The sequence below is a fragment of the Arthrobacter sp. JB02-1C genome, assembly GCF_057748045.1.
The window spans coordinates 2,754,011-2,780,737 of record NZ_CM173235.1 but is presented as its reverse complement, the minus strand read 5'-3'; the positions used below and the strand labels follow the sequence as shown (position 1 = coordinate 2,780,737).

23 protein-coding genes and 1 tRNA gene are annotated in these 26,727 nt (G+C 67.2%); 6 read left to right on the top strand and 18 right to left on the bottom strand.

Annotation, left to right across the window (positions count from 1 at the left end; translation table 11 throughout):
• The first annotated feature begins 77 nt into the window (after positions 1-77).
• From AC3ANP_RS13050 to AC3ANP_RS13035, 4 genes are all read left to right on the top strand, one after another.
• Complete coding sequence (locus AC3ANP_RS13050) at positions 78-1,559, top strand: radical SAM protein (RefSeq protein ID WP_488330585.1); 1,482 nt, start codon at positions 78-80, stop codon at positions 1,557-1,559.
• Complete coding sequence (locus tag AC3ANP_RS13045) at positions 1,559-1,924, top strand: hypothetical protein (RefSeq protein ID WP_488330584.1); 366 nt, start codon at positions 1,559-1,561, stop codon at positions 1,922-1,924. The genes AC3ANP_RS13050 and AC3ANP_RS13045 overlap by 1 nt, the downstream gene beginning before the upstream one ends.
• An 843-nt stretch (positions 1,925-2,767) precedes the next feature.
• Complete coding sequence (locus tag AC3ANP_RS13040) at positions 2,768-3,388, top strand: helix-turn-helix domain-containing protein (RefSeq protein WP_488330583.1); 621 nt, start codon at positions 2,768-2,770, stop codon at positions 3,386-3,388.
• Positions 3,385-3,951: a DUF6036 family nucleotidyltransferase gene (locus tag AC3ANP_RS13035; RefSeq protein ID WP_488330582.1), complete on the top strand. Its 567-nt coding sequence runs from the start codon at positions 3,385-3,387 to the stop codon at positions 3,949-3,951. The genes AC3ANP_RS13040 and AC3ANP_RS13035 overlap by 4 nt, the downstream gene beginning before the upstream one ends.
• Before the next feature lie 68 nt (positions 3,952-4,019).
• Here the strand turns inward: AC3ANP_RS13035 and AC3ANP_RS13030 are convergent, their stop codons facing one another.
• Positions 4,020-5,408 (bottom strand): HIRAN domain-containing protein, encoded by a 1,389-nt coding sequence (locus AC3ANP_RS13030; RefSeq protein ID WP_488333054.1) that lies wholly within the window; start codon positions 5,406-5,408, stop codon positions 4,020-4,022.
• A gap of 580 nt (positions 5,409-5,988) precedes the next feature.
• Positions 5,989-6,069, bottom strand: a tRNA-Leu gene (locus tag AC3ANP_RS13025).
• A gap of 208 nt (positions 6,070-6,277) precedes the next feature.
• Between AC3ANP_RS13025 and AC3ANP_RS13020 the strand changes: the two genes are divergently transcribed.
• Positions 6,278-6,883, top strand: coding sequence for an ANTAR domain-containing response regulator (locus AC3ANP_RS13020; protein ID WP_488330581.1), 606 nt, complete (start codon positions 6,278-6,280; stop codon positions 6,881-6,883).
• Positions 6,884-6,998: 115 nt separating this feature from the next.
• On the opposite strand, the gene pyk is transcribed toward AC3ANP_RS13020, so the two are convergent.
• From pyk to hisI, 11 genes are all read right to left on the bottom strand, one after another.
• The gene (gene pyk / locus AC3ANP_RS13015) at positions 6,999-8,498 is read right to left on the bottom strand and encodes a pyruvate kinase (RefSeq protein ID WP_488330580.1); all 1,500 of its coding nucleotides are present in this window, start codon (positions 8,496-8,498) and stop codon (positions 6,999-7,001) included.
• 85 nt (positions 8,499-8,583) lie between these two features.
• Complete coding sequence (locus AC3ANP_RS13010) at positions 8,584-10,041, bottom strand: glutamate synthase subunit beta (protein WP_488330579.1); 1,458 nt, start codon at positions 10,039-10,041, stop codon at positions 8,584-8,586.
• The gene (gene gltB, locus AC3ANP_RS13005) at positions 10,034-14,650 is read right to left on the bottom strand and encodes a glutamate synthase large subunit (RefSeq protein WP_488330578.1); all 4,617 of its coding nucleotides are present in this window, start codon (positions 14,648-14,650) and stop codon (positions 10,034-10,036) included. The genes AC3ANP_RS13010 and gltB overlap by 8 nt, the downstream gene beginning before the upstream one ends.
• Before the next feature lie 262 nt (positions 14,651-14,912).
• Positions 14,913-16,097, bottom strand: a complete 1,185-nt coding sequence (gene lgt / locus AC3ANP_RS13000) for a prolipoprotein diacylglyceryl transferase (protein WP_488330577.1) — start codon at positions 16,095-16,097, stop codon at positions 14,913-14,915.
• Between the two features lie 3 nt (positions 16,098-16,100).
• Positions 16,101-16,943: a tryptophan synthase subunit alpha gene (gene trpA / locus AC3ANP_RS12995; protein ID WP_488330576.1), complete on the bottom strand. Its 843-nt coding sequence runs from the start codon at positions 16,941-16,943 to the stop codon at positions 16,101-16,103.
• Positions 16,940-18,304: a tryptophan synthase subunit beta gene (gene trpB, locus AC3ANP_RS12990; protein ID WP_488330575.1), complete on the bottom strand. Its 1,365-nt coding sequence runs from the start codon at positions 18,302-18,304 to the stop codon at positions 16,940-16,942. Before trpB ends, trpA begins: the two co-directional genes overlap by 4 nt.
• Positions 18,305-18,393: 89 nt before the next feature.
• Positions 18,394-19,209 (bottom strand): indole-3-glycerol phosphate synthase TrpC, encoded by an 816-nt coding sequence (gene trpC, locus AC3ANP_RS12985; RefSeq protein ID WP_488330574.1) that lies wholly within the window; start codon positions 19,207-19,209, stop codon positions 18,394-18,396.
• A gap of 2 nt (positions 19,210-19,211) precedes the next feature.
• The gene (locus tag AC3ANP_RS12980) at positions 19,212-19,499 is read right to left on the bottom strand and encodes an HGxxPAAW family protein (RefSeq protein WP_488330573.1); all 288 of its coding nucleotides are present in this window, start codon (positions 19,497-19,499) and stop codon (positions 19,212-19,214) included.
• A gap of 103 nt (positions 19,500-19,602) precedes the next feature.
• Positions 19,603-20,232, bottom strand: a complete 630-nt coding sequence (locus tag AC3ANP_RS12975; protein WP_488330572.1) for a Trp biosynthesis-associated membrane protein — start codon at positions 20,230-20,232, stop codon at positions 19,603-19,605.
• Positions 20,229-21,803 carry an anthranilate synthase component I gene (locus AC3ANP_RS12970; RefSeq protein WP_488330571.1) on the bottom strand — a complete coding sequence of 525 codons (1,575 nt, stop codon included), beginning with the start codon at positions 21,801-21,803 and terminating at the stop codon, positions 20,229-20,231. Before AC3ANP_RS12970 ends, AC3ANP_RS12975 begins: the two co-directional genes overlap by 4 nt.
• 85 nt (positions 21,804-21,888) lie before the next feature.
• Positions 21,889-22,314, bottom strand: a complete 426-nt coding sequence (gene hisI, locus AC3ANP_RS12965; RefSeq protein WP_488330570.1) for a phosphoribosyl-AMP cyclohydrolase — start codon at positions 22,312-22,314, stop codon at positions 21,889-21,891.
• Positions 22,315-22,457: 143 nt separating this feature from the next.
• On the opposite strand from hisI, the gene AC3ANP_RS12960 reads away from it, so the two are divergent.
• Entirely contained in the window at positions 22,458-23,102 is a 645-nt protein-coding gene (locus AC3ANP_RS12960; RefSeq protein WP_488333053.1) for a TIGR03085 family metal-binding protein, read from the top strand.
• Between the two features lie 265 nt (positions 23,103-23,367).
• On the opposite strand, the gene hisF is transcribed toward AC3ANP_RS12960, so the two are convergent.
• The 5 genes from hisF to ribA form a co-directional block, all read right to left on the bottom strand.
• Positions 23,368-24,144, bottom strand: a complete 777-nt coding sequence (hisF, locus tag AC3ANP_RS12955; protein WP_488330569.1) for an imidazole glycerol phosphate synthase subunit HisF — start codon at positions 24,142-24,144, stop codon at positions 23,368-23,370.
• 42 nt (positions 24,145-24,186) lie between these two features.
• Complete coding sequence (hisG, locus tag AC3ANP_RS12950) at positions 24,187-25,029, bottom strand: ATP phosphoribosyltransferase (RefSeq protein ID WP_488330568.1); 843 nt, start codon at positions 25,027-25,029, stop codon at positions 24,187-24,189.
• A gap of 95 nt (positions 25,030-25,124) precedes the next feature.
• Entirely contained in the window at positions 25,125-25,388 is a 264-nt protein-coding gene (locus AC3ANP_RS12945; RefSeq protein WP_488330567.1) for a phosphoribosyl-ATP diphosphatase, read from the bottom strand.
• Between the two features lie 81 nt (positions 25,389-25,469).
• Complete coding sequence (ribH, locus tag AC3ANP_RS12940; RefSeq protein ID WP_488330566.1) at positions 25,470-25,955, bottom strand: 6,7-dimethyl-8-ribityllumazine synthase; 486 nt, start codon at positions 25,953-25,955, stop codon at positions 25,470-25,472.
• A 77-nt stretch (positions 25,956-26,032) separates the two neighbouring features.
• Positions 26,033-26,725, bottom strand: coding sequence for a GTP cyclohydrolase II (ribA, locus tag AC3ANP_RS12935; RefSeq protein ID WP_488330565.1), 693 nt, complete (start codon positions 26,723-26,725; stop codon positions 26,033-26,035).
• Between the last annotated feature and the right edge of the window lie 2 nt (positions 26,726-26,727).

Genomic DNA, 26,727 nt, shown 5'->3' with positions numbered 1-26,727 from the left:
TGCGAGGTGACCGGATCCACCGGTATGTCACGGCGTTCTGCCCCCGCTGCCACGAGACAAACCCCCCGCTCGCGCAGGTGCGCCGTCTCTCCGGCGCGTTGCTAATCCGCGATGACCGGGTCTGGCTCGAACGTGGCTGCCCGGACCACGGCCTGGTACGCACCTTGTACGACGAGTCGCCGGAAATCCTGCGCTATCTGGAGAAGTGGCAGGCACCGACCAAGCAGCACATCCCCGACCAGGCCGACAACTTCCGGCCGGTGCCCGAGGCGTACGCGTACGGGCTTCCGGCCATGCAGACGCAGCACACGTGCATCCTCTTGCAGGACATCATCGAGCACTGCAATCTGCGCTGCCCCACCTGCTTCACCGCGTCCGGTCCGCAGCTGCAGGGAGTTGCGCCCCTCGACGAGGTGCTTGCGAATGTCGACGCACGGATAGCCCGTGAGAATGGGCGCCTTGATGTGCTGATGCTGTCCGGCGGCGAGCCCACACTCTATCCCCAGCTCGCTGAGCTGCTGGACGAGCTTGTTGCCCGACCGATAGTCCGGATCATGGTGAACAGCAACGGCATGTTGATCGCCACCGACGACGAGCTGCTCTCCGTACTTGCCAAACACCGGGACCGGGTCGAGGTCTACCTGCAATACGACGGCCCCTCCAAGGAGGCGTCACTCCACCACCGCGGGGGAGATCTGAACCGCTTCAAGGACGCGGCAATCTCGCGCCTGTCCGAGGCGGGCATCTTCACGACCCTGACGATGACGGCAACACTCGGCGTCAACGACGGCGAGGTCGGCGCCGTCGTCATGAGGGCATTGGAAACCCCGTTCGTGGGTGGGGTTGCGCTTCAGCCGGTGTTCGGTTCCGGCCGCGGGCACGGCATCGATCCCATGGACCGGCTCACCCACACGGGCGTCCTGGAACGGCTGGCAGGGCAAACGAACGGGGTGGTCTCGTGGCATGACCTGACAGCCCTCCCGTGCTCACATCCGCACTGCGCGTCCGTCGGCTACCTGCTGAAGGACGACGCCGGGGTCTGGCGGTCGCTTACCGCCCTCATCGGGCACGATCAGCTGCTCGCGTGGCTGGAGATCAACCCTGACAGCATCGCCAACCGCATCGCTGACAGCGCGATCCCGCTTGAGCTGCGAAACCTCATGAAGTCCTCGCTACTCGACCTGCTCAGCGAACAGTCATCGCTGTCCCACCCGCGGACGGCGGACCTATGGAAAAACATCTGCACGCAGTGTGACCTCGGAATCGGCACGCTGACCACGCTGGCAGCCGGCAAGCTTCCCGGCCAGCAGCAACGGCTGCGCAGGCTGCTCGCCGAACGCGTCACCCGGATCATGGTCAAGCCATTCATGGACATTTCGACAATGATCGAGGAACGGCTCACGCAATGCTGCGTCCATGTGGGGACCAAGAGTGACGCGGGCGATCATCAGTGCGCCCCTTTCTGCGCCGTCCAGGCGTGGCCGGCCCTGTCCAGGCAACGAATGAGCACTGCCACGGGCCGGCAGATGCTCCCGGTACGCCAGCTCAAAGGACGATGATGAGCTCCGATTCCGACGCCCGGCGCATTGCATCCGGGCCTTTGCCGTCGCAGCTGGTGCGCGCCGGCCACGGCGCCCCACCGGACACCGACCCACTTCCGCACGCCACCACCCCGCCTTTCGATCCGCTGCGCCTCTGCATCTTCGCTACCATCGCCCTTTTGGGATGGCTGACCGGTCCGGCGGCCCTCGCCGTGTTCGCGGCCATTGGGTTCATCGGCTACTGGAAAGCACGCCGGCAGGGCCTAAAGAAGTCGAATTGCTACCTCCGCGACACCAGGCTTGTCCTCGGCTATCTCGGCATCTTGCTGGTCGCCGGCGTCTGGGGGATCTACGCGCTGGTGGCGCGTCTGGCCGGCTTCTGACCGGACCCGATCGCGCGGGGCAAGCGGCGCGACAGCTTTCAGCGGCGAGCCAAACGGTTCGAGATCGGCTCCGCATCAGTTCCCACGTCATGCTGTTCCCGACGCACTCCTGCACGAACACGTATCAGAGCGGAAATTCAGGAGCCGCCGCAACCTCTGGCCCAATCTAAAGAATAGTCAACAAGTCACGTTGTACATGGTCCCGGCCACTATGAAGTAGTGAACGCGAAGACCCAAAGAACGAACGAAGATGATCTCCCAGAAGGGGCCCCACAGGGCGGTACGCGCTCCGCCGTAGTCAGCCACTCCCCCACAACCGAATAGATCTAACCGGGACCCCACACACCCGGAACATCAGATCAGAGGCAAGTGTGTGAACACTGTCCACACGAAAAAACACCAAAAAAGCCACTGACCTGCGGAAACACTGTGCCGGAGGTGGGACTCGAACTGCATTCCAGCCCTTGGAAACACTGGGAAGTCCCGGAAACATCGGCAATCCGGCCCGATCCGCCACCAGTTCGAACCGATCCGAAGCCCCGGGTGTGCACATTGTGCACACCCCCTTTTTTTTGCTTTGCGGCAGCAACCGGCAGACGCCAGCGACCACCGAACCACCACGACGAGGCGCCAGCACCGACACGGCCGAGTCATGACATTCGGCCACCAATCGAGGGTCCATGTACTTCACCCGCTCCCTTCCATCCGCCGGCGATTTCCGACATATTCCTGGCCCGTTGGACGACACAGGACATGACAGCCCCGGCCGGACACGCGGCCCGCCCAGCAATGGCGTCAATGTCACCATTCGGTGACATACTGGACAGATCACAGGAGGATGCCATGACACTAGACAGCACCATCGAATCGCCGGCAAAGGCCGGGGCCATTATCCGCACCCGCCGCACAGCCCGCGGGCTGTCCCAGCAAACTCTTGCCGACAGAGCCGGAGTGTCACGGAAATTTCTCATCGTTCTGGAAGCCGGCCACGACCGCGCCGAACTCGGCAAAACCCTAGCCGTCATGGCCGCCCTCGGCCTAACCCTGGCCGCCACAGATCCCATCCCCCGCGGCAGCGACTTCGACCCGGCACGGCGCGATTACGCGACAACCTTCACCCGGCTTCTCGCCGAGCGGGACTTTGAGTTCGCGATCAAGATGCTCGCCGACTACGCCACCGCATCCCTGACCGCCGGCACCCCGCTGCTCCAGCGCAGCCCCCGCCTCAAAGACCCACACTGGTCAGCAGCCCTCGCCGGCATCACCAACTACACCGCGCACCGACTCGGCCAACCCACGCCATCCTGGACGCGACGGGTTAAGCCCCTCGACCAGGCCTGGATGCCGGCAGAGTCTTATCGCAGCGTCCGAACTCCCATGAAGGAACTCACCCGCAGCGAGACCCCGCCGGAACTCGCCGCGTTGAACGTCTTTATCCGCGAGCGCAGCCTGGCCACGGCATGACCGGCGGAGAACTCACCGCCGCACAAATCCGTGCACTCCTCCATGAACTCGGCAGGCGCCTGCAGGCTGCCGGCGCCCACGGCCATGTCAAACTCGTTGGCGGTGCCGCGCTCATCCTCCAAGGGATCGGCAACCGCCCCACCGCCGACATTGACGCCAGCTACGCCGACCCACACGCCATCCACGCAGTCGTCGCCGACATGGCCTCAGATTACGACCTCGCGCCCGACTGGCTCAACACCAACGCCTCAGCCTTCGTCCCCGAGAACGCCACATGGGTCGACATTGAGCAGCTCGACGGACTCACCATCCAGGCCGCAGACACCGAAACACTCCTGGCCATGAAAATCGCCGCCGAACGCGACAAAGACACCCTCGACATCGCCCGGCTCCTGCGACGACTCAACATCACAGAAGCCGCCGACGCCGTCAACCTCGCCTACGACAAGTACGGCGAGCACTCCATCCCCCTCGCCGCCGGACGCGATAACTACCTCATCGTCGTCGACGACGCCCTCGACGCAACCACCACCCTCGAACCCAAGCCCGAACCCAACGAATAGTCCATTCGTAGGGACTGGCTGAATCGCGATGGATCTACCGTTGTTCAGCCAGTCCCGCAGAATACCGCCTAAATGGCGTAAGCGGGTGGAACGTCGTACTCCGCGGCCCTTGGGAGGAGCTTGGGCGCGGAGTGTGGCCCCTCGGATAGCCAGTCGTTGCTGATCTCGGTGGCCTTGGCCACGTGCAGAACGAGCTGGGCAGCAAGGGCAGAACCGGACAATTTTGCGTAGGCAAGGGCGGTTTCCCCGATTGTCTCGGTGTGTTCGAGAAGCGGCAATAGATGCGCAGATGTGATGTTGCTGAGCTCACCTACGCGTTCGCCGTCGAGCCGCACCTCGACAAACGGACGCTCGACGCCGTTCTTCAGAATGCGGATCGCCCTGTGCAGACTTACTAGCAGGAGGCCGACCCCTTCTGGTGGAACGTGGTTGAAAAGGATGTCGAAATGGTCCTCTTCCTTGAGTACTTGAATCGCTGACCCCCAGGGTACAAGGGTGTTGACGCCAGTCGGCGCCTCGTTGAGCGGCGTAATCAGCTCGGGCTCGGGCAGTGCCACGGTAACTCGGGCTTGGAGCCGCTCACCGCCGTCGTACGCCCAGATGCGGGCCGTCGTGGCAGCGATGAGCCCACTGGCAATGATTCTCCTGATCGGTTGCGCGTAGCGGATCGCGTCTTCGCGACTGAGATAGCCGAGGACCTGGTTCCGCCAACGAACGCTGATGGCATTCACGTCATGCGGGTTGTCCGGCTCGGCAACGAGTTCGATCTGGACGCCTTCAGATTCGCTGTCGCGCCCTACAGCGACTGGCGCCTTACTGGCGCGGAGGGCGGATTTGATCGCCTTGCTGTACGCGTGCTCTCCCACGACTTCGACATTCGGCCATTCCGAACGGCCGAGCGAGACCTGGTACCGCCCCCGGTCTGGGGAAGCGGGCCGAGTGGCCGGCAAAATCGGTGCCTTCCCTTCAAACGCAGCCAGCTCTGACGCGGCGTGATTCCCCGGTGCCTCGATCCGGGCATCAGGAACTGCGATTCCTTGAGCGGCGCTGACCGGACTCCCGGCCCAGTTCGCGTCCTCCCATGCCTGCCGGTCACGGCGCCGCTTCCGCAACAGGAACATCAGCCCGACAATCCCCGCGGCCAGCAGGAATCCCGCAGGCGAGGATACCGTCACCATCAGCACCAACATCCCGAACAAGGTCCACTGGGCAATCGTCCCGGTCTTCTCTAGCGCGGGCACACCGCGACCGCCGCCAGTCAGCTTAGCCGGGCCCTGGCCGACCCGCTCCAGGATCTGCGCTGCCTGTCCCAAGGTCAGGTGCATCAGGCTCGGGCGCTTGCCCGTCGCACGTGCGACGGCCGCGCGAACGAAGTCACGCTGGAACTTCGATGCCGCGGCCGTCCCGTCGGCAACGAGGAGGTCCTGCCAGGCCTCGTCGCTGATGATCTGATGCACGACCTCCCGGCGAGTCGGCTGAGAGGCCCGGACAGCGGAGTTCCGTGTCGAGCGGCGGTTCGGACTGGAGGTCACATACGAGACGCCCGTTCCGGGGATCGTCGCTGTGCTGGTCGTTCGGCCCGTCGTGGACTTTGTAACCCGGAACGGGCCTGCCCCAAGGCTCGCACTCACCCCGCGCTTCGACGCCGTGATCCTCACTGGCCCGAAGCTCTTTGACTTGCGGTAACGGAACCCCAACTCGCACCCCCAAAATAGGCAATCCCGAGGAATCACCTGTCCCCCGTAAGGGAGATACTAAGCCTCAGCATTCCCGGGCTTGGTCATGTCGTCACCATAACTCTCGGCCATGAACGAGTGAACGCCAACAACTGGCCAGCGGAAACAGCAAGAAAGGCCGCCACATAGCGTAGATTCCAGCAGGCGGAACGCTCCTAGGCCGGGACCCTGACCCCGCCACCCACACAACCGAATAGGCAATCCCGGCGCCAGGCCAAAGCCGCGGCAATGTCAGAGGGATCCGCAGAGGGTCAATGTCAACACATTAAAAGCAAAAACCCCTCTGACCAGGGAAACACTGTGCCCGAGGTGGGACTCGAACCCACACACCTTTCGATACCGCATTTTGAGTGCGGCGCGTCTGCCATTCCGCCACTCGGGCGCGGAGTACACCGGCTGTCATATTTCGCATGCTCCGTGATGCTGTGAGCAACGCGATCGCTTCCGGTGCGCGAAATTACTCTACATGCAGATAGGCTGAATTCCAGAATCGCGCCAGTGACGCCGCATCGACCCAACCGGCCCCCAGTACACCAACGGGCAACCTTTAACTGGACCAGTGCCCGCCGTACCTTCCCCAAGGAGATCCCGTGTCCGAACAGACGGAGTCAACCACCAACGCCCAGCCGGCACGCCGCGTCGTGGTCGCCGAAGATGAGACCCTCATCCGCCTGGACATCATCGAGATTCTCCGCGGCGAAGGCTACGACGTCGTCGGGGAGGCTGACAACGGTGAGAAGGCCGTGCAGCTGGCTGAAGAGCTGAAGCCTGACCTGGTGCTGATGGACGTCAAGATGCCCGTCATGGACGGCATCTCCGCGGCCGAAAAAATCGTCAAGGCCAGGATCGCCCCCGTGGTCCTGCTGACCGCTTTCAGCCAGAAGGAACTCGTCGAGCGGGCCCGCGACGCCGGTGCCATGGCCTACGTGGTCAAACCTTTCACTCCCAACGACCTGATTCCGGCCCTCGAGATCGCGCTGTCCCGCCACGAAGAGATCAAGGCGCTCGAAAACGAGGTCACCGACCTGCAGGAGCAGTTCGCCACCCGCAAACTGGTGGAGCGTGCCAAGAGCCTGCTGACCACCAAGATGGGCCTGACCGAGCCGGAAGCCTTCCGCTGGATCCAGAAGACCTCGATGGACCGCCGCCTGAGCATGCGCGAAGTGGCCGAAACCATCATCAACCAGGTCAACTAGGCAGCCACCCCGGCGGCGCAGCACCGCCACCGGGCGACACCACTGAGCACAACAGAAGGGAGGGCCCCGCCGCTCAACGCGGCGGGGCCCTCCCTTGTCTGTCCGTAATGACGGACTAGATCTTGCTGTTCCGCTTTTTCTTTTCCGGCCAGGGGCCCAGCTTGTCCTTGGCGACCCCCGCCTCACCGTGGCTGCCGGCGTCGGCCAGGTCACCGACGCGGTGGACCTTAAGCATGTTCGTCGAGCCGGCTTTTCCGGGAGGCGACCCGGCGGCGATGACGACCATGTCGCCGTCGTCCACCACATCGAGTTCCAGCAGGCTGCGGTCCACCTGGGCGGTCATCTCGTCCGTGTGGCCCACCATCGGGACCAGCACCGGCTGGATGCCCCAGGTCAGCGCCAACTGGTTCCAGACGTGCTCCACCGGGGTAAACGCGAACACCGGCCGGATCGGCCGCAGCCGGGAGAGCCGGCGCGCGGAGTCACCCGACTGGGTGAACGTACAGATGTACTTCGCTTCGAGCTGGTCGGCGATCTCGACGGCGGCACGGGTGATGGCGCCGCCGCGGGTCTTGGGCTTGGTGCCCAGCGGCGGGACGCGCTCCAGGCCGTGGACCTCGGTCGATTCGATGATCCGGGCCATCACCTTGACCGTCTCAATCGGGTACTTGCCGACACTGGTCTCGCCCGAGAGCATCACCGCGTCGGCCCCGTCGAGGACCGCATTGGCGCAGTCCGAGGCCTCGGCCCGGGTGGGCCGCGGGTTCTCAATCATGGATTCGAGCACCTGGGTCGCCACGATGACGGGCTTGGCCCAGCGGCGGGCCAACTCGATGGCCCGCTTCTGCACGATCGGCACCTCTTCGAGCGGAAGCTCCACGCCGAGGTCGCCTCGGGCCACCATGATCGCGTCGAACGCGTCGATGATCTCCGTCAACTGCTCCACGGCCTGCGGCTTCTCAATCTTGGCGATCACCGGCACGCGCCGGCCTTCCTCGTCCATGATCTCCAGGACACGCTTGATGTCCGTCGCATCCCGGACGAAGGACAGGGCCACCATGTCCACGCCCCGGCCAATCGCCCAGCGCAGATCGTCCTCGTCTTTTTCGCTCAGGGCCGGCACGTTCACGGCGACGCCGGGCAGGTTGATGCCCTTGTTGTTCGACACGTACCCGCCCACCGTGACCGTGGCGACAACCTTGACGTCGTCGACCTCGATCGCGCGCAGCGCCACCTTGCCGTCATCGATCAGCAGCGCATCCCCGGGCTTGACGTCCTCGGTCAGAGTCTTCAGCGTGGTGGAGGAGATGTCCTTGGTACCCGGAACGTCCTCGGTGGTAATCGTGAAGGTGTCCCCCGCGGCCAGCAGGTGCGGGCCGTCCACGAAGCGGCCCAGCCGGATCTTGGGGCCCTGGAGGTCGGCCATGATGGCGACCGGCTTCCCGAGCTGCGCAGCGGCCTTGCGCACGTTCTCGTAAGTGGTGTCGTGAACGGAGTAGTCTCCATGGCTCATATTCATCCGGGCCACATCGACCCCGGCTTCCAACACGGCGAGCGTGTTCTCGAAGCTCGCGATCGCCGGTCCGAATGTTGCCACAATTTTTGCGCGTCTCATATGCCTACCCTAGTTGTCTTGCGGACCTTTTGAGGTGTCGCGGGGAAGAACGGCCGATGTCCGGCCCGGCCGCAGCTGGGCCGGACTACAGGACCGCGATTGCCCGGTCGGTCGGCGCCACCGGCGCCGGGAGAATGGTGCTGCCCATCAGGAACTTGTCCACGGCGGCGGCGCAGGCGCGGCCCTCGGCAATCGCCCAGACGATCAGCGACTGGCCACGGCCGGCGTCCCCCGCCACGAAGACGCCCTCGGTGCTGGTCATGTAATAGCCGTCCCGTGCCACGTTCCCGCGCCCGTCGAACTCGGCGTTCACCTGCTCGGTGATGCCGGCCGGCTCGGCCCCGGTGAAGCCCAGGGACAGGAACACGAGGTCGGCAGGAATGATCCGCTCGGTGCCGGCCTTGGGCAGCCGCTTCCCGTCGACGAACTCCGTTTCGGCCACCTTCACGCCGGTCAGTTTGCCGCCCTCGCCGACGAACTCGACGGTGGAGGCGAGGTAGGTGCGTTCGCCGCCTTCCTCGTGCGCGCTGGCCACCTCGAACAAGGTGGGGAAGGTCGGCCAGGGCTGGTGCGGGGCCCGCTCGGCCGACGGCTGCTTGCCGATGGCCAGCGTGGTCACCGACGCCGCCTGGTGCCGGTGGGCGGTGCCGAGGCAGTCCGCGCCGGTGTCGCCGCCGCCGAGGATCACCACGTGCTTGCCCGCGGCGTTGATCTGGTTCTCCACCGTCTCGCCGGCGACCGCGCGGTTGGCCGGGACCAGGTAGTCCATCGCGAAGTGCACGCCGTCGAGCTCACGGCCGGGGATCGGCAGGTCCCGCGGGACGGTGGCACCGGTGGCCACCACGACGGCGTCGTAGCGGCGGCGCAGCTGCTCCCAGGTCACGTCCGTGCCGACCGCGACGCCGGTGCGGAAGCGGGTGCCTTCGGCCTTCATCTGGTCCAGCCGGCGGTCCACCTGCTCCTTTTCCATCTTGAAGTCGGGGATGCCGTAGCGCAGCAGGCCGCCGGCTTTGTCGTCGCGCTCGTAGACGGCAACGGTGTGCCCCACCCGGGTCAGCTGCTGCGCGGCGGCGAGCCCGGCGGGGCCGGAGCCGACGACGGCGACAGTCTTGCCGGACAGGCGTGCCGGCGGCAGCGGGCGGACCCAGCCCTGGTCGAAGGCCTGGTCCGCGATGGAGACCTCGACCTGCTTGATGGTCACGGCGGGCTGGTTGATGCCCAGCACGCAGGACGCCTCGCAGGGTGCCGGGCAGAGCCGGCCGGTGAACTCGGGGAAGTTGTTGGTGGCGTGCAGCCGCTCGATCGCTTCCTCGCCCTTGTCCCGCCAGATGAGGTCGTTCCATTCCGGGATCAGGTTGCCCAGCGGGCAGCCCTGATGGCAAAACGGGACCCCGCAGTCCATGCAGCGGCCGGCCTGGCTCTTGAGGACGCCCTTGTCCTGGGCCTCGTAAACCTCTTTCCAGTCCATGATGCGGACCGGGACCGGACGGCGCGGCTGCGTTTCACGCTGGCGTACTTTCAGAAATCCGCGTGGATCAGCCACCGGTCACCTCCAGGATTCGAGACCAAACTTCTTCGCCGTCGGGGTCCAGGCCCTCTTCGATGGCGTCGAGCCGGGTTTGCAGGACGGCCGCGTAGTCGCGCGGCAGCACCTTGGTGATGCGGGCTGCGGTGTCATCGAAGTCCTCCAGGAGGCGGGCCGCGTGCTGCGATTCCGTCTCTTCGAGGTGCTTGCTGAGCAGCCCATGGACAATGTCGCGGTCCTCGGCGTCGAGCTCGCAAAGCTGCAGCTCGCCGGCGTCGAGGGCCTGTTTGTTGACCCGTTCCGGCCGCAGGTCCAGAACGTAGGCCGTACCGCCGGACATGCCGGCGCCGAAGTTGCGGCCGGTACGCCCGATGATCAGGGCCTGCCCGCCGGTCATGTACTCGCAGCCGTGGTCGCCGATGCCTTCGGCGACCGCGGTGGCACCGGAGTTGCGCACCATGAAGCGCTCCCCCACCTGGCCGCGGAGGAACAGCTCGCCGCTGGTGGCGCCGTAGCCGATGACGTTGCCGGCGATCACGTTCCGTTCCGCCGCGAACACGTTGGAACGGTCAGGACGGACGATGACCCTGCCGCCGGAGAGGCCCTTGCCGACGTAGTCGTTGGAGTCGCCGAACATCCGCAGGGTGATTCCGGCCGGCAGGAAGGCGCCCAGCGACTGGCCGGCGGTGCCGGTCAGGGTGACGTCGATGGTGTCCGGGGCCAGTACGTCCGTGCCGAAGGTCCTGGTCACCACGTGGCCGAGCATGGTGCCGACGGACCGGTCGGTGTTGATCACGTTGACGGCGATTTTCACCGGCGTCCGGTCGCTGAGCGCCTCGGCCGCCATCGCGATCAGGCGCTGGTCGAAATGCTTGTCCAGCTCGTGGTTCTGGCCGGTGAGGTTGCGCAGCGGCGCGTCGGCGTCGAATTCCAGGCCGTGCAGGATCGGATCCAGGTCCAGCCCTTCGGCCTTCCAGTGGCTGATCGCCTCACGCGTGTCGAGCATCTCGGCGTGGCCGATCGCCTCCTCCAGGCTCCGGAAGCCGAGCTCCGCGAGGATTTCGCGGACCTCCTCGGCCAGGAATTCGAAGAAGTTGACCACAAATTCGGGCTTGCCGCTGAAACGGGAGCGCAGCTCGGGATTCTGGGTGGCGACGCCCACCGGGCAGGTGTCCAGGTGGCAGACGCGCATCATGATGCAGCCGGAGACCACCAGGGGCGCGGTGGCGAAGCCGAATTCCTCGCCGCCGAGCAGCGCGGCGATGACGACGTCGCGGCCGGTCTTCAGCTGGCCGTCCACCTGCACCACCACCCGGTCGCGCAGGCCGTTGAGCATCAGGGTCTGCTGCGTTTCGGCCAGGCCGAGTTCCCACGGCACGCCGGCATGCTTGAGCGAGTTCAGCGGCGAGGCGCCGGTGCCGCCGTCGTGGCCGGAAACCAGCACGACGTCGGCCTTGGCCTTGGTCACGCCCGCCGCCACGGTGCCGATCCCGACTTCGGAGACTAACTTGACGTGCACCCTGGCCGAGGGGTTGGCGCGCTTGGCGTCGTAGATCAGCTGCGCCAGGTCCTCGATCGAGTAGATGTCGTGGTGCGGGGGCGGTGAGATGAGTCCGACGCCGGGGGTCGAGTGGCGGGTCCGGGCCACCCACGGGTAGACCTTCTGCGCCATCAGCTGGCCGCCTTCGCCGGGCTTGGCGCCCTGCGCCATCTTGATCTGGATGTCCTCGGCGTTGGTCAGGTAGAGGCTGGTGACCCCGAAGCGGCCTGAGGCGATCTGCTTGACCGCAGAACGGCGCGTTGGATCCAGCAGCCGGTCCACGTCCTCGCCGCCTTCACCGGTGTTGGACTTGCCGCCCAGCCGGTTCATCGCGATCGCCAGGGTCTCGTGGGCCTCCTGCGAGATGGAGCCGTAGCTCATCGCGCCGGTGGAGAACCGCTTGACGATGCTGGAGACCGGCTCGACTTCTTCGAGCGGGACCGCCGGTCGCTGGCCGTCCTTGAACTTGAGCAGCCCGCGCAGGGTCATCAGGTTCTCGGACTGGTCGTCCACGCCGCGGGTGTAAGCCTTGAAGATGTCGTAGCGGCGTTCCCGGGTGGCGTGCTGCAGCCGGAAGACCGTTTCGGGGTTGAACAGGTGCGGTTCCCCGTCGCGCCGCCACTGGTACTCGCCGCCGCCCAGCAGGGGCTGGTGCGGGGCCTCGATGCCGTTCTCCGGGTACGCCATCCGGTGCCGTGCGGCGACCTCGGCGGCGATGACGTCGAGGCCGACGCCGCCGAGCTGGGAGTTCGTGCCGGCGAAGTACTCGTCCACGAGGTCCTGGCCCAGGCCGAGTGCTTCGAAGGTCTGCGCGCCGGTGTAGGAGGCGACGGTGGAAATGCCCATCTTGGACATGATCTTCAGGACGCCTTTGCCGAGGCCCTTGATCAGGTTGTAGACGCCGTCCTGCGCGGTGACGCCGGTGACGTCGCCTGCCGAGATCAGCTGCTCCACGGATTCCATGGCCAGGTAGGGGTTCACCGCGGATGCGCCGTAGCCGATCAGCACGGCGACATGATGGGTCTCACGGACGTCTCCGGCCTCGACCACTAGGGCCGTCTTGGTGCGGTTGGCGCTGCGGAGCAGATGGTGGTGCACGGCACTGACCAGCAGCAAAGACGGGATCGGGGCCCACTGGGCGTTGGAGTCGCGGTCCGAGAGCACCACATACTGCACACCGCGGTTGATGGCGCCGGAGACCTGTTCGCAGATTTCGGTCAGCCGGGCGCGGAGCGCGTGCTCGCCGCCGTCGGGCCGGTACAGTCCGCGCACCTTCATGGCAACCCGGTCGCCGTCGGCGTTTTCGATGTTGGCGATCTTGGCGAGCTGGTCGTTGTTGATCACCGGGAACGGCAGCGAAACCTGCGGCTGACGGACCTGCTTGGTGTCCAGCAGGTTCCCGTTGGGTCCGATCGCGCACGTCAGCGACGTGACGAGCTCTTCGCGGATGGCATCCAGCGGCGGGTTGGTGACCTGGGCGAAGGACTGGACGAAGTAGTCGAACAATAGCCGGGGCCGCTTGGACAGCACCGCCACCGGCGTGTCCGACCCCATCGCGCCGAGCGGTTCCGCTCCGGTCCGTGCCATCGGGCCGAGCAGGATTTTCAGCTCCTCGGTGGTGTAGCCGAAGGTGCGCTGGCGCAGGTTGACCGAGGCGGCGGTGTGCACCACGTGCTCGCGTTCGGGCAGGTCCGCAAGGTCGATCAGGTTGTCCTTGACCCACTCGGACCAGGGGTTGGCCGCGGCGATCTCGGCTTTGACTTCGGAGTCGTCGATGATCCGGCCGGCTTCGGTGTCGACCAGGAACATCTTGCCGGGCGAGACGCGGCCCTTCTTGACCACCTTGGCGGGTTCGACGTCGATCACGCCCACCTCGGACGCGAAGACGACGAGGCCGTCTTCGGTGATCCAGTACCGTCCCGGCCGCAGTCCGTTGCGGTCCAGGGTGGCACCGACGAGGGTACCGTCGGTGAAGGACACCGCCGCGGGTCCGTCCCACGGTTCCATCAGCATCGAGTGGTACTCGTAGAAGGCGCGCCGGGCCGGGTCCATCGTGGCGTGGTTTTCCCAGGCTTCGGGAATCATCATCATGATCGAGTGCGTGATGGGACGCCCGGAGAGCCAGAGCAGTTCGGCGACCTCATCGAAGGAGGCCGAGTCCGAGGCGCCCGGCGTGCAGATCGGGTAGAGCTCCTCCGGGCTGTCGCCCAGCAGCGGGTTGGCCAGCTGGGACTGCCGGGCGCGCATCCAGTTCCGGTTGCCCTTGACCGTGTTGATCTCGCCGTTGTGCGCGATCGTGCGGAAGGGCTGGGCCAACGGCCAGGACGGGAACGTGTTCGTGGAAAAGCGCGAGTGCACGATCGCGAGTTTGGTCTTGAACCGGGTGTCGGAGAGGTCCGGGTAGAACGGTTCGAGCTGGGCGGTGGTCAGCATGCCCTTGTAGACGATGGTCCGGGAGGACAGCGACGGGAAGTAGACGCCGAACTTGTTTTGGGCACGTTTGCGGATCCGCCAGGCGCGGCCGTCGAGTTCCAAGGGCGACAAGGTTTCGCCAGTGCTCGATGCGAAGAACGGCTGGGCGAAGTACGGCATGCAGGCCCGGGCCATGGCACCGACCAGGTCGGCCACGACCGGGACGTCGCGCCAGCCCAGGACGGTCAGGCCCTCGTCGGCGGCGAGGCCTTCGATGCCGGCTTTGGCGGCGTCGGACTCCCGCTGTTCGGCCGGCAGGAACGCGGTGCCCACCACGTACTGCCCGGCGGCGGGAAGCTCGAAGTCGGTGACCGCGCGGAAGAACTCGTCGGGTACCTGCATGAGCAGGCCGGCCCCGTCGCCGGTTCCCTCATCGGCACCGACCGCGCCGCGGTGTTCGAGGTTGCGCAGGGCGGTCAGTGCCGCCTCCACAATGTCGTAGCCGGGTTCGCCGCGAAGGGTGGCGATGATCGCCAGGCCGCAGGCGTCCTTCTCCTGTTCGGGGTTGTAGAGTCCGGCCGCCTCGGGCAGGGCCGCGAAGCGCTTGAAGGGCGACAGGGCCGAGGCAGGCTGTAGCGATTCGGACCGGCGGGGGCTGTGCAGGGTTTGGGTCATGGGAGACGTCCTTCCTCCTGATCGTGCGTATGGGAGGGACAACATTGGCCCGAATCGGTGCGCCGGTGTGACGGGCGCAACAACGTGAATTTCCTACTGGAATTGTAGGCCCGTGCCGCTTTCTGCACGAACAGTTACGCGGCGCACGGCCCAGGCTTGCATGGGGCGCAGTTGTCTGCAGTCCGCTACCTGTCCTGTAGCCACAACGTTGTGGTCTCGGGCTCAGCCGGCGGTCGCCGTGCAGCCCTTTGCCGGTGCTGTCTTACTTGGTGCTGTCAGCTTCCGGCGCGGTTCCGGAGGTGCGGCGGCCGGATGTTCCGGTTGCCGTTGACTCCGCGGCGGCCTTGGTGCCGTCGGCGGATTCCCCGGCCGCGGCGGTCGGGTCCGCAAGTGGGCCCGAACCGCTTTGGTTATCCGGGACATTATCACCCGGGTTTGAATCTGAGACAGAAGCGTCCGAATGCTGGACGCCGACGGCGGGCACGGTTGCGGGCAGCCCCTCCGGCCCCTCGTCGTCGGGCTCCGCGTCGCCATCCGCTGCAGTCGGCTCCCGGCCGGGAAGGTACGGGGAATCCACACCCGCGCGCTTTCGCAGGCCGAGCGCGATGAAGACCACCAGCGCGCCGACCAGGACGAAAATGCTGGTCCAGACGTTGAGCCGGGTGGTGATGCCGAACAGGTTGATCTGCTCGGCCTCGTCGATCCGGAGCGCTTCGATCCAGACGCGGCCCAGCGTGTAGTAGATGGCGTAGAGCCAGAACAGGCGGGAGCGGCGGAAGGAGAACTTCCGGTCCAGCAGCAGCAGCAGCCCCACTCCTACCAGGTTCCAGAGCGACTCATAGAGAAACGTAGGGTGGAACAGGGTGTCCGCCGGCATGCCGGCCGGGAAGTTGGGGTTGTTAGGGTCGATCTGCAACCCCCAGGGCAGCGTGGTGGGCGCGCCGAACAGCTCCTGGTTAAAGTAGTTGCCCCAGCGCCCGATGGCCTGCGCCAGCAGCAGGCCCGGGGCCGCTGCGTCCAGGAACGCGCTGAGCTTGACGCCGGCGCGGCGGCAGCCGATCCAGGCGCCGACGGCGCCCAGCACCACCGCGCCCCAGATCCCGAGGCCGCCGCGCTGGATCTGCGGAATCAGCGACAGATCGCCGGTGCCGTCGAAGCCTGGACCGAAGTATGCCTCAGGCGAGGAGATCACGTGGTAGAGCCGGCCGCCGATGATGCCAAAGGGGATGGCCCAGATGGCGATGTCCCAGACGCTGCCCTCCGGCGCTCCGCGGCGGGCCCAGCGCACCGAGGTCAGCCAGAGGCCGACGACGATTCCCGCCAGGATGCACAGGGCGTAGGCGTGGATGCGCAGGGTCCCCCAGGGCAGCGGGATATCGAAGCCGGACCACCCCGGGCTCGGGATGCTCGCGGAAACCATCGCTGCCGCGTGGAGGACTGACTGCATTGCTTACACTTCTTCCTGGCTGAGGCCGGTGCTGAGCTCTTTCGTCAAGGACGCTACAGCATCGACGCCGCCCTCCCCGATCGCCGCGACGAGCGCCGTGCCGACAATGACGCCGTCGGCGTAGGCGGCGATTTCGCGGACGTGGCCGGCGTTGGATACTCCGAGGCCCACGCAGACGCGTTCGGCGCCGGCGGCGTGGGCGGCGGAGACCACGTCCCTGGCCGCGGAACTGACCGATGCCCGGGCGCCGGTGACCCCCATGATGGACACGGCGTAGACGAAGCCGCGGCTCGCGTCGACGGTGCGCTTCATCCGCTCAGGGGTCGAGGACGGCGCTACCAGGAATACCCGGTCCAGGCCGTACTTGTCCGAGGCCGCCATCCATTCGGCGGCTTCGTCCGGGATCAGGTCCGGGGTGATCAGCCCGGCTCCCCCGGCTTCGGCGAGCAGGCGGGAGAATTCGTCCACGCCCATCCGGACCACCGGGTTCCAGTAGGTCATGACCAGGACGGCGGCACCGGTGCGGCTGGTGATGCCGCGCACCACGTCGAAAACCTGCCGGACGTGGAAGCCGCTGGCGAGGGCCTCGGTAGTGGCGGCCTGGATGACGGGGCCGTCCATGACCGGGTCCGAGTACGGGATGCCGATTTCGATCAGGTCGGCACCGTTTTCGGCCAGCGCAATGCCGGCGGCGATGGTGTCCTCAACGGTCGGGTAGCCTGCGGGCAGGTAGCCGATCAGGGCGGCCCGGCCCTGGGCCCTGGCCCGGTCGATGGCGGCGGCCGACTTGCTGCCGGTGCCGGGTGTGGCTGCTGCGCCTTCGGCGCGGTTGTCCTCGGTGCTCACAGCTGCTCCCCCTCCTGGGCGATCTCGGCTTCGGGTGAATCCTGGTCCAGCAGGTTGAACCATTCCGCGGCGGTGGCCACGTCCTTGTCACCGCGGCCCGAAAGGTTGACGATCACGATCTTGTCCGCGGCTGCACCCTCGCCCCCGGGGCCGGCTGCGGCGGCCAGACGCTGTCCGACCTTCATGGCCCCGGCGAGGGCGTGGGCGGATTCGATGGCCGGGATGATGCCCTCGGTGCGGCAGAGCAGGCGGAAAGCCTCCATGGCCTCGCTGTCGGTGATGGGTTCGTAGCTGACCCGGCCGATGTCGGCGAGGTAGGAGTGTTCCGGTCCGACGCCCGGGTAGTCGAGGCCCGCCGAGATGGAGTGTGATTCGATCGTCTGGCCGTCCTCGTCCTGCATCAGGTAGGAACGGGCGCCGTGCAGGACGCCGGGGCGGCCGAGCGTGATGGTCGCGGCGTGGCGGCCGGTTTCGACGCCGTCGCCGCCGGCCTCGAAGCCGTAGATCTTTACCGCGGGGTCGTCCAGGAAGCCGTGGAAGATGCCGATGGCGTTGGAGCCGCCGCCGATGCAGGCACAGACAGCGTCCGGCAGCCGGCCAGTCTGGGCCAGGATCTGGGCGCGTGCTTCCTCACCGATGACCTCGTGGAAGTAGCGGACCATGGCCGGGAACGGGTGCGCTCCGGCAGCGGTTCCGAGCAGGTAGTGCGTGGTGTCCACGTTGGCGACCCAGTCGCGGAGCGCCTCGTTGATGGCGTCCTTCAGCGTCTGGGACCCGTTGGTCACCGGGATGACCTTGGCGCCGAGGAGCTCCATCCGGGCAACGTTCAGCGCCTGCCGGCGGCAATCTTCGGCGCCCATGTAGACCACGCATTCGAGGCCCAGCAGTGCGGCAGCGGTGGCACTGGCCACACCGTGCTGGCCGGCGCCGGTCTCGGCGATGACCCGGGTTTTGCCCATCCGCTTGGCCAGCAGGGCCTGTCCCAGGACATTGTTGATCTTGTGCGAGCCGGTGTGGTTCAGGTCTTCGCGCTTGAGGAAGATGCGTACTCCCCCGGCGTGCGCGGCGAAGCGCTTGGCTTCGGTGAGCAGCGAGGGCCGGCCGGAGTAGTTCTTGTTCAGGTCCGCGATCTGGGCGGTGAACTCGGGGTCGGCCTTGGCCTTCTCGAAGGTGTCCTCGAGTTCGTCGAGGGCGGCGATCAGGGATTCGGGCATCCAGCGGCCGCCGTAGGAACCAAAGTACGGTCCGGGTGCGTGCCGCAGGCTCGGAGTGCCCTGCGCCCCGTCATCTCCGGGGCGGGCGCCGTGCAAGAACGCGTCCGCGGGGCTTTCGTCAGAGCCGGCTGCTGGCGCATCGACCATCAGTCTCACCATCCTGTTCCACTGCTAATTAGGTCTTGGGCCGCACAATAGCCCGGGGCGTCCGGGCATCCGCCCGGCATGGCCTTCGGTCAGGAGCGTGCGGCGATTTCTTCGGCGCCGGCGGACATGAATTCGGCGATGCGTTCCCGCGGGGTGGCGTCGCTGACCAGCGCCTCGCCGACCAGGACGGCGTTGGCGCCGCTGGCGGCGTAGTGCCTGACGTCGTCGACGTTGCGCACCCCCGATTCGGCGATCACCAGGGTGCCGGCCGGGATGTCCGCGGCGAGTTCGGCGAAGACGGAACGGTCGACGTCGAGGGTCTTGAGGTTGCGGACGTTGACCCCGATGATCCGCGCACCGGCTGCGGCGGCGCGTTCGATTTCAGCGGCCGTATGCGTCTCAACGAGCACGTTCATGCCCAGTTCGCGGCTGAGCGCGCTGTACTCGCGCAGTTGCTCGTCGGACAGCGAGGCGACGATCAGCAGGACCAGGTCGGCGCCGTGGGCGCGGGCCTCCCAGATCTGGTACTCGTCGATCATGAAGTCCTTGCGCAGCAGCGGGATGTCCACGGCCGCCCGGACGGCGTCCAGGTCCGCGAGCGAACCGTTGAAGCGCCGCTGCTCGGTGAGGACGCTGATCACGGCGGCACCGCCGTCGGCGTACTGCACGGCCAGGGATGCCGGGTCAGCGATGCTGGCCAGCGCCCCCTTCGAGGGGCTGCGCCGCTTGATTTCGGCGATCACCTTCAGCCGGTCCCGGGCCGAGGGGCCGCCGAGGGCGGCCCAGGCGTCCCGCGCCGGGGCCGCCGCGGCGGCACGTTCCTTTAGCTCGGCGAGCGGAACGAGCCGCCGGCGGGCCTCCATGTCCTCCCTGACACCGGCATTGAGGTCATCGAGAACGCTCACGCCTAGTGGCCGGCGTTCTTCAGCTTGCTGCCGCCAACGCCGTAGCCGGCCTTGCGCATGATGAAGCCGATCACGAGGCCGATCAGCATCACGACGACTCCGGCGATGAAGATCGGGGTGTTAGCGATGGCGAAGGCGATGGCCGCGATGAGCGCGCCGACCAGCATGACGATTACGGTGGTCCAGGCCGCGGGGCTGTTGCCGTGGCCGGTGGGTTCGCTGTGGTCGACGCCGTCGTAGATGCCGGTGCCGGCAGCGGGCGTGGGTGCGGAAACAGGGGCTTTGCTCATGGAAATCTCCTCAGGTTCAATACTGCTTACATTCTGCCATTTTTTGGCCGTGGTATTGGCCGCCGTTACGGCGCGCGGCTGTTTCTGCCGGGGCGGCAGCGGGTTAGGTGGGATCGTCGCCGCGGGAGAGCCGGTCCCAGCTGTCGATCTCGTCGGCCGGCTCGGCCGGGTCCGTGGTTCCGGCGGTGGCGGCTGTGTCGTACTTGGTCCGGCCCTTCCAGAACCGTCCCGCCGGGATGATCGCCAGGGCGCTCAGCGCCAGGAGGGCGCCGGCAACGACGGCGAGCACCGGAAAGGCGGTCAGGGCCACCTGGACGTTGCTGCCGCTGATGCCGGTAGCGGCGGCGACGGAGCCCTGCGCAGCGGCCTGCGGGTCGGCCAGGACGGTCGCGGCCGCGGCGATGATTCCGGCCGCGGCGAGCAGGATGATCGCCGTGACGATCCAGCGGGCGATGCGCCCCGCGATCGACGCGGCCAGGCCGCCGGCCAGGGCGACGAGGGCGAGGGCGGTCACCGCGGTGGCCGCCTTGCTGCCCTGGACCTGCAACCCGTTCTGGCTGGTGACGCCCTGGCCCAGCTGGCCCGGGTCGAGGTGTACGGTCAGCCAGGTCTGGGTGGTGGTGCCGAAAACGGCCAGCGCCAGGACGGCGATCAGCAGGACCAGGGTGGATTTGCGGGCCCAGCGTGGCACGGCGGGGCTGCTGCTGCGGACGGTGCCGGCGGAGCCGCTCATGGCTGGCCAGCTCCGGCGCCGGCGTTGGTCCCGGTGCCGGCGTGCAGGTTCCGCAGCGACCGGGCCGTGTGCACGGCGCGCATCGGCGCGGCGGCCTTGTTGACGGTCTCCTGCGCTTCCGTGGCGTTGACCGAGTCGGCCACGATCCCGCCGCCGGCCTGCACGTAGGCGCGGCCTTCACGGAGCAGGGCGGAACGGATAGCGATGGCCATGTCCATGTCGCCGGCGAAGTCCAGGTAGCCGACCACGCCGCCGTAAATGCCGCGGCGGTGGGGTTCGAGTTCGTCCAGCAGGCGCAGGGCCCTGGGCTTGGGGGCGCCGGACAGGGTACCGGCCGGGAAGGTTGCCCTCAGGACGTCGTAGGCCGTGGCGGCCGGGGCGAGCTTGCCCACCACCGTGGACACCAGGTGCATGATGTGGCTGAACCGCTCGACCTCCATGAACTGGGTGACATCGACGGTTCCGGCGACGCTGACCTTGGAGAGGTCGTTGCGGGACAGGTCCACGAGCATGAGGTGTTCGGCGCGTTCCTTTTCGTCCGCGAGGAGTTCCTCGGCCAGTGCCTTGTCCGCTTCGATCGTCTTGCCGCGCGGCCGGGAGCCGGCGATCGGATGGGTGATGACGTCCTCGCCGGTGACCGTCACGAGGGCCTCCGGGGAGGAGCCGACGATCGAGTACTCCCGGCCGTTGGCGTCCTCGAGGCTGAAGAGGTACATGTAGGGGCTGGGGTTGGTGTTGCGCAGCACCCGGTAGACGTCCAGCGGGTCCGCGCCGCATTGCATTTCGAAGCGGCGGGAGATGACGACCTGGAAGACTTCGCCATCCACGATCGCTTCCTTGCCGCGGTCCAGCGCGGCGAGGTAGTCGCTCTCTGCCCACCGTTCCTGCACGCTCGCGGCGAAGTCGAGGGCCTCTGCGTCGAGGACCGAGACGGGTTGTTCCGTCGGGGTGCTGATCTTGGCCAGCAGCGCCTTCACCCGCGCGACGGCGTCGTGCCAGGCTTCGTCGACACGTTCGGAGCTGTTGTCGAAGTTGATGGCGTTGGCGATCAGCAGGACCGTGCCGTCCATGTTGTCGTGCACGGCCATGTCCGTGACCAGGTTCAGCGCCAGTTCCGGCAGCTGCAGGTCATCCTCGGGCGGGCTGGTGAGCTTTTCCCAGTGCCGGACCGTTTCCCAGCCGAGGAAGCCAACGAGGCCTGAGGTGAAGGGCGGCAGCCCCTCGAAACGCTCGGTGTGCAGGGCGCTGACGGTGTCCCGGATGGCGTCGACCGGGCTGCCGTCGAGCGGGACGCCGACGGGCGGTTCGCCGAGCCAGTGGGCCTGCCCGTCACGGGTGGTCAGGGTTGCGCGGGACTTCGCACCGACAAAGGAGTAACGGGACCATGACCCGCCGACCGCCGCGGACTCCAGCAGGAAGGTACCGGGCTGGCCCTGGGCAAGCTTGCGGTACAGCCCGATCGGGGTCTCGGCGTCGGCCAGTACCTTCAGCCGGACGGGGATGACACGGCTGCCGCCGGCCAGTTTCCGGAACTCGTCCAGGCTGGGGCTGATGATTCCAAGGTCCTGCATGGCTGCGTTTGTCCGCCTGTTCTCTGGGTCTGAAGCTGGTGGGGTGCCGGCGCTCCGGCGGCGGCCGGGATCCGCCCGGGGCTGCCTAGTCTGCGTGGCCGACGACGGCGTCGAGCTCGCGGCCGTCGAAACAGGTCCGGGTCCCGGTGTGGCAGGCCGCCCCGACCTGGTCCACCCGGACCAGCAGGGCGTCGCCGTCGCAGTCGAGCGCGAGGGACTTCACCCACTGGACGTGGCCGGACGTGTCGCCCTTGCGCCAGTATTCCTGGCGCGAGCGGGAGAAGAAGGTCACCCGCCCGGTGGTCAGCGTGCGGCGCAGTGCCTCGTCGTCCATCCAGCCCAGCATGAGCACCTCGTTGCTGTCGAACTGCTGGATGATGGCGGCGACCAGGCCGGCGCTGTCCCGCTTGAGGGCTGCGGCGAGTTCCGCCGGGAGGGCGGCGGTGTCGGCCGCCGTGGATCGGCTGACCGTGGATCGGCTGGAGGGGGTGGGGGCAGGCTGCTCAGACATCAGGTCAAGTCTAGTGCCTCGGAGGGCGCCGCTGCCCGGGCCGGCGGCCCCGGGCTTAACATCGGCGCGAAAAGCCGGCGGTGGCCGAAACCTTGGCGCATCCTGTGCCCACGTCCCGGCGTCTCGTGCTAGTTTCACAGGTGATGCATTACGTCGACCCGTCCCGAGAAGTCCTGGCCGAAACCCTGCTGGCGGCCGGCCCTGACGCGCCCACGCTCTGCGAGGGCTGGCAGACCCGTCATCTTGCCGCGCACCTGTACCTGCGCGAACGAAAGGCCCGGGTGGGACTCGGGCTCCTGATCAAGCGGCTCTCCAAGGCTTCGGACGAGGCCACTGCCGAGCTCGCGTCCCGGCTCACCGCCCCGGACGCCTACGCCCGGCTGGTCAACACCTTCCGGGCCGGACCACCTGCGCTCTCCCCCATGCGGATCAAGGCCGTCGACGAAAGTTCGAACCTGATCGAGTACTTCGTGCACACCGAGGACGTGCGCCGCGCGGTGGACCGCTGGGCGCCGCGGGCGCTGGACGAGGACTACTCCGATGCCCTCTGGGCCGAGCTGATCAAACGCGCCGCCATCCTGTACCGCGGCGTTGACCTCGGCATCGTGCTGGTCCGGCCCTCCGGCCCCCGGCACGTGGCCAAGCGCGCACCGGTATCGGTCGCGATCGTGGGCGAACCCGGCGAACTCCTGATGCACGCCCACGGCCGGACCCGGCATGCGCTGGTGACCTTCGAGGGCCAGCCGGACGCCGTCGCGCTGCTGCAGTCCGCAGAGGTCGGCCTGTAAACTCCGCTTAAACCACTCAACGCGGGGTCACGTCGCGCCCGTATTCCCCTCGGGATGAGCGCTAAGTGGCCCCGCGTTGGTTTTAAGCGGGTGGTGGGCCCACGCCCGCAGGGTTCCCTGTCCGAGCTTGCGAGGATAGGGGGCGGGTGGTGGGCCCACGCCCGCAGGGTTCCCTGTCCGAGCTTGCGAGGATAGGGGGCGGGTGGTGGGCCCACGCCCGCAGGGTTCCCTGTCCGAGCTTGCGAGGATAGGGGGCGGGTGGGGATTAGCGGACCTCGAAGCCTGCCGCGCGGATGGCCGCCTTGACCTGGGCGATCATGTCGAGCGGGCCGAAGTGGAACACCGAGGCGGCCAGCACGGCGTCGGCCCCGGCCGCGACCGCGGGCGGGAAGTGTTCCGGCTTCCCGGCACCGCCGGAAGCAATCAGCGGCACCGTGACGCTGGCGCGGGCCAGCCGGATCAGTTCCAGGTCGAACCCGTCCTTGGTGCCGTCGGCGTCGATGGAGTTGAGCAGGATCTCGCCGACCCCGCGGTCGGCGGCCTCGCGTGCCCAGGCAAGGGCGTCGATGCCGGTCCCCTGACGGCCGCCATGCGTGGTCACCTCAAAACCGGAAGGTGTCGGCTTTGAGCCCGGACGGGTCCGCCGGGCGTCCAGCGAAAGGACGAGGACCTGGGAGCCGAAGTGCCGGGTGATCTCGTCGATGACGCCGGGCCGGGACACCGCCGCGGTGTTGATGGCGGCCTTGTCCGCGCCGAAACGCAGCAGCTTGTCGACCTCGGCCACGCCGCGGACGCCGCCGCCCACGGTCAGCGGGATGAAGACCTCCTCCGCGGTGCGGCGGACGACGTCGAAGGTCGTTTCGCGGTTGCCGGAGGACGCCGTGACATCCAGGAACGTCAGTTCGTCGGCGCTGCCGTTGTCGTAGCGGTGAGCGAGTTCCACCGGGTCGCCGGCGTCGCGCAGGCCCTCGAAGTTAATGCCCTTAACCACGCGGCCGGCGTCGACGTCCAGGCACGGGATGACACGGACGGCTAGCGACATGGCTGCTCCTGGACTTCAGTGGCGGATAGCGGCTTCACCGGGTTAGATCCGGCAGGCGTGGATACTGCTGACCAGGATGGCGCGGGCGCCGAGGTCATAGAGTTCGTCCATCACCCGGTTGGTGTCTTTCTTCGACACCATCGAGCGCACCGCCACCCAGTCCGAGTCGCGGAGCGGGGAAACCGTGGGCGATTCCAGTCCGGGCGTCAGCGCGGCTGCCTGCTCGACGAGTTCCTTGCGGACGTCATAGTCCATCAGGACGTACCGGCGCGCCACCAGGACGCCCTGGAGGCGGCGGATCAGCACCTCGATGGCCGGGTTCTGCTCGCCGGGCCGGCCGATCAGGACCGATTCGGAGTTAAGGATCGGCTCGCCGAAGATTTCCATCCCGGCGGCTTTGAGCGTGGTGCCGGTCTCGACGACGTCGGCGATCGCGTCCGCGACTCCCAGCCGCACCGAAGACTCGACGGCGCCGTCGAGGCGGACGACCTTGGCGTCGATGCCGCGCTCCGCGAGGTAGCGCCGGAGCAGCCCGTCGTAGCTGGTGGCGAGGCGCTTGCCGGCCAGCTGGCCGATGCTGGTGAAGTCGCCCACCGGGCCGGCGAACCGGAACGTGGAGACGGCGAAGCCCAGCTGCAGCAGTTCCTCCGCTTCGACCTGGGCGTCGAGCAACAGGTCGCGGCCGGTGATGCCTACATCCAAGGTGCCCTGGCCGACGTAGACGGCGATGTCACGGGGACGGAGGAAGAAGAATTCAATGTCGTTGTCCGGGTCGACCAGGACCAATTCGCGGCTGTCGCGGCGCTGGCGGTAGCCGGCCTCGGCGAGCATGGCGGAGGCGGCTTCGGACAGGGATCCCTTGTTGGGGACGGCAACTCTAAGCATGGTGGGTTCTTTCTGGTGGGAAGTCATCGGGCACAGCGGGCCACGCGGGGCGCCGTCCTCGCGGAATCAGTTCTCCGGAGGCCGGCGCGACGTGGCTAGAGATGCTTGTAGACGTCTTCCAGGCTGAGGCCTTTGGCGAGCATCAGAACCTGCAGATGGTAGAGGAGCTGCGAAATTTCCTCGGCGGCAGCCTCGTCGGATTCGTACTCGGCAGCCATCCAGACCTCGGCCGCTTCCTCCACGACCTTCTTGCCGATGCCGTGGACTCCGGACTCCAGTTCGGCGACGGTGCGGGAGCCCTCCGGGCGGCTGGCTGCCTTCTCACTCAGTTCTGCGAACAGCGACTCGAAATTCTTCACGCCCTCCAGCCTACTTGTTCACGGCCGGACCACGCCTGCCGGGCCCCGGGATGACGTGGGCGATGTGAGTGAACACACAGCTCAGCTGTACTGCCGCAGGGTGACGGCGGTGGCCAGCGCGGCCGTGACGGCCTCGTGGCCCTTGTCCTCGGTGGAGCCGGGGAGTCCGGCCCGGTCGATGCCCTGCTGTTCGGTGTCGCAGGTCAGGACGCCGAAGCCGACGGGGACGCCGGTGCGGACGCTGACCTCGGTCAGGCCCATGGTCGCGGCTTCACAGACGTATTCGAAGTGCGGCGTCCCGCCGCGGATCACCACGCCCAGCGCCACCACGGCATCGAAATGCGGCGCCAGGCGGGCGGCTGCGACCGGCAGTTCGAAGGCGCCGGGGACGCGCAGCACCGTGGGTTCGCCGATGCCGGCCTCCTTCGCCGCGCGCAGTGCACCGTCAAGCAGCCCGTCCATGATTTGGGTGTGCCAGCTTGCGGCCACGATGGCCAGTTTGAGCTGTGAGGTTTCCCCGGGCTCGAAGGTGGTGAGGTCAATCTGGGGGGCGCCGTGGCCGCTCATGCGTACATCCTTGCTGTGGGTGGTGGGGGTGCTGACACGTGCCGGTCAGTCTTGGTGGTGATCAGTCTTGTTCGTGCTCAGTCTTGTTCGTGCTCAAAGGCCAGCGGCGCCGTGGCCGGGGCGGGCTGCATGTCGAGGACCAGCCGGTGGTCCATCCTGTCCTTCTTGGTCTGCAGGTAGCGGAGGTTCTGTTCCCGGGACGGCACTTCCGTGGGCACCATCTCGACCACCCGGACCCCGGCCTGGGCCAGCCGGTCCTGTTTGTCCGGGTTGTTGCTCAGCAGCCGGATCTCGTGCAAGCCCATCTCGGCCAGGATCTGGGCGGCGGCCTTGTAGCACCTGGCGTCCACGGGCAGGCCCAGCTGTTCGTTGGCCTCGACGGTGTCGAAGCCGGCTTCCTGCAGGGCGTACGCCTTGATTTTGTTCGCCAGGCCGATCCCGCGGCCCTCCTGGCCCCGCAGGTAGAGCAGCGTGCCGCCGTACTCGTGGATCATCTCCAGGGCATAGGCCAGCTGTTCGCCGCAGTCACAACGGTACGAGCCGAACACGTCACCGGTGAGGCATTCCGAGTGCAGCCGCACCAAGGGCGCCTGGCCGTCGACGGCGGGTAACGGCGAGCTGACGGCGAGGTGTTCGACACCGGTGGCCAGGTCCGTCCAGGCCTGCGCCACGAAATCGCCGTGCGCGGTGGGCAGTTGGACGATCGGTCCACCGGACACCGGATGCGGCTGGTGCCCGGAGGTGGCCGGCTGCGCTTCAGAAGTCGTCATGT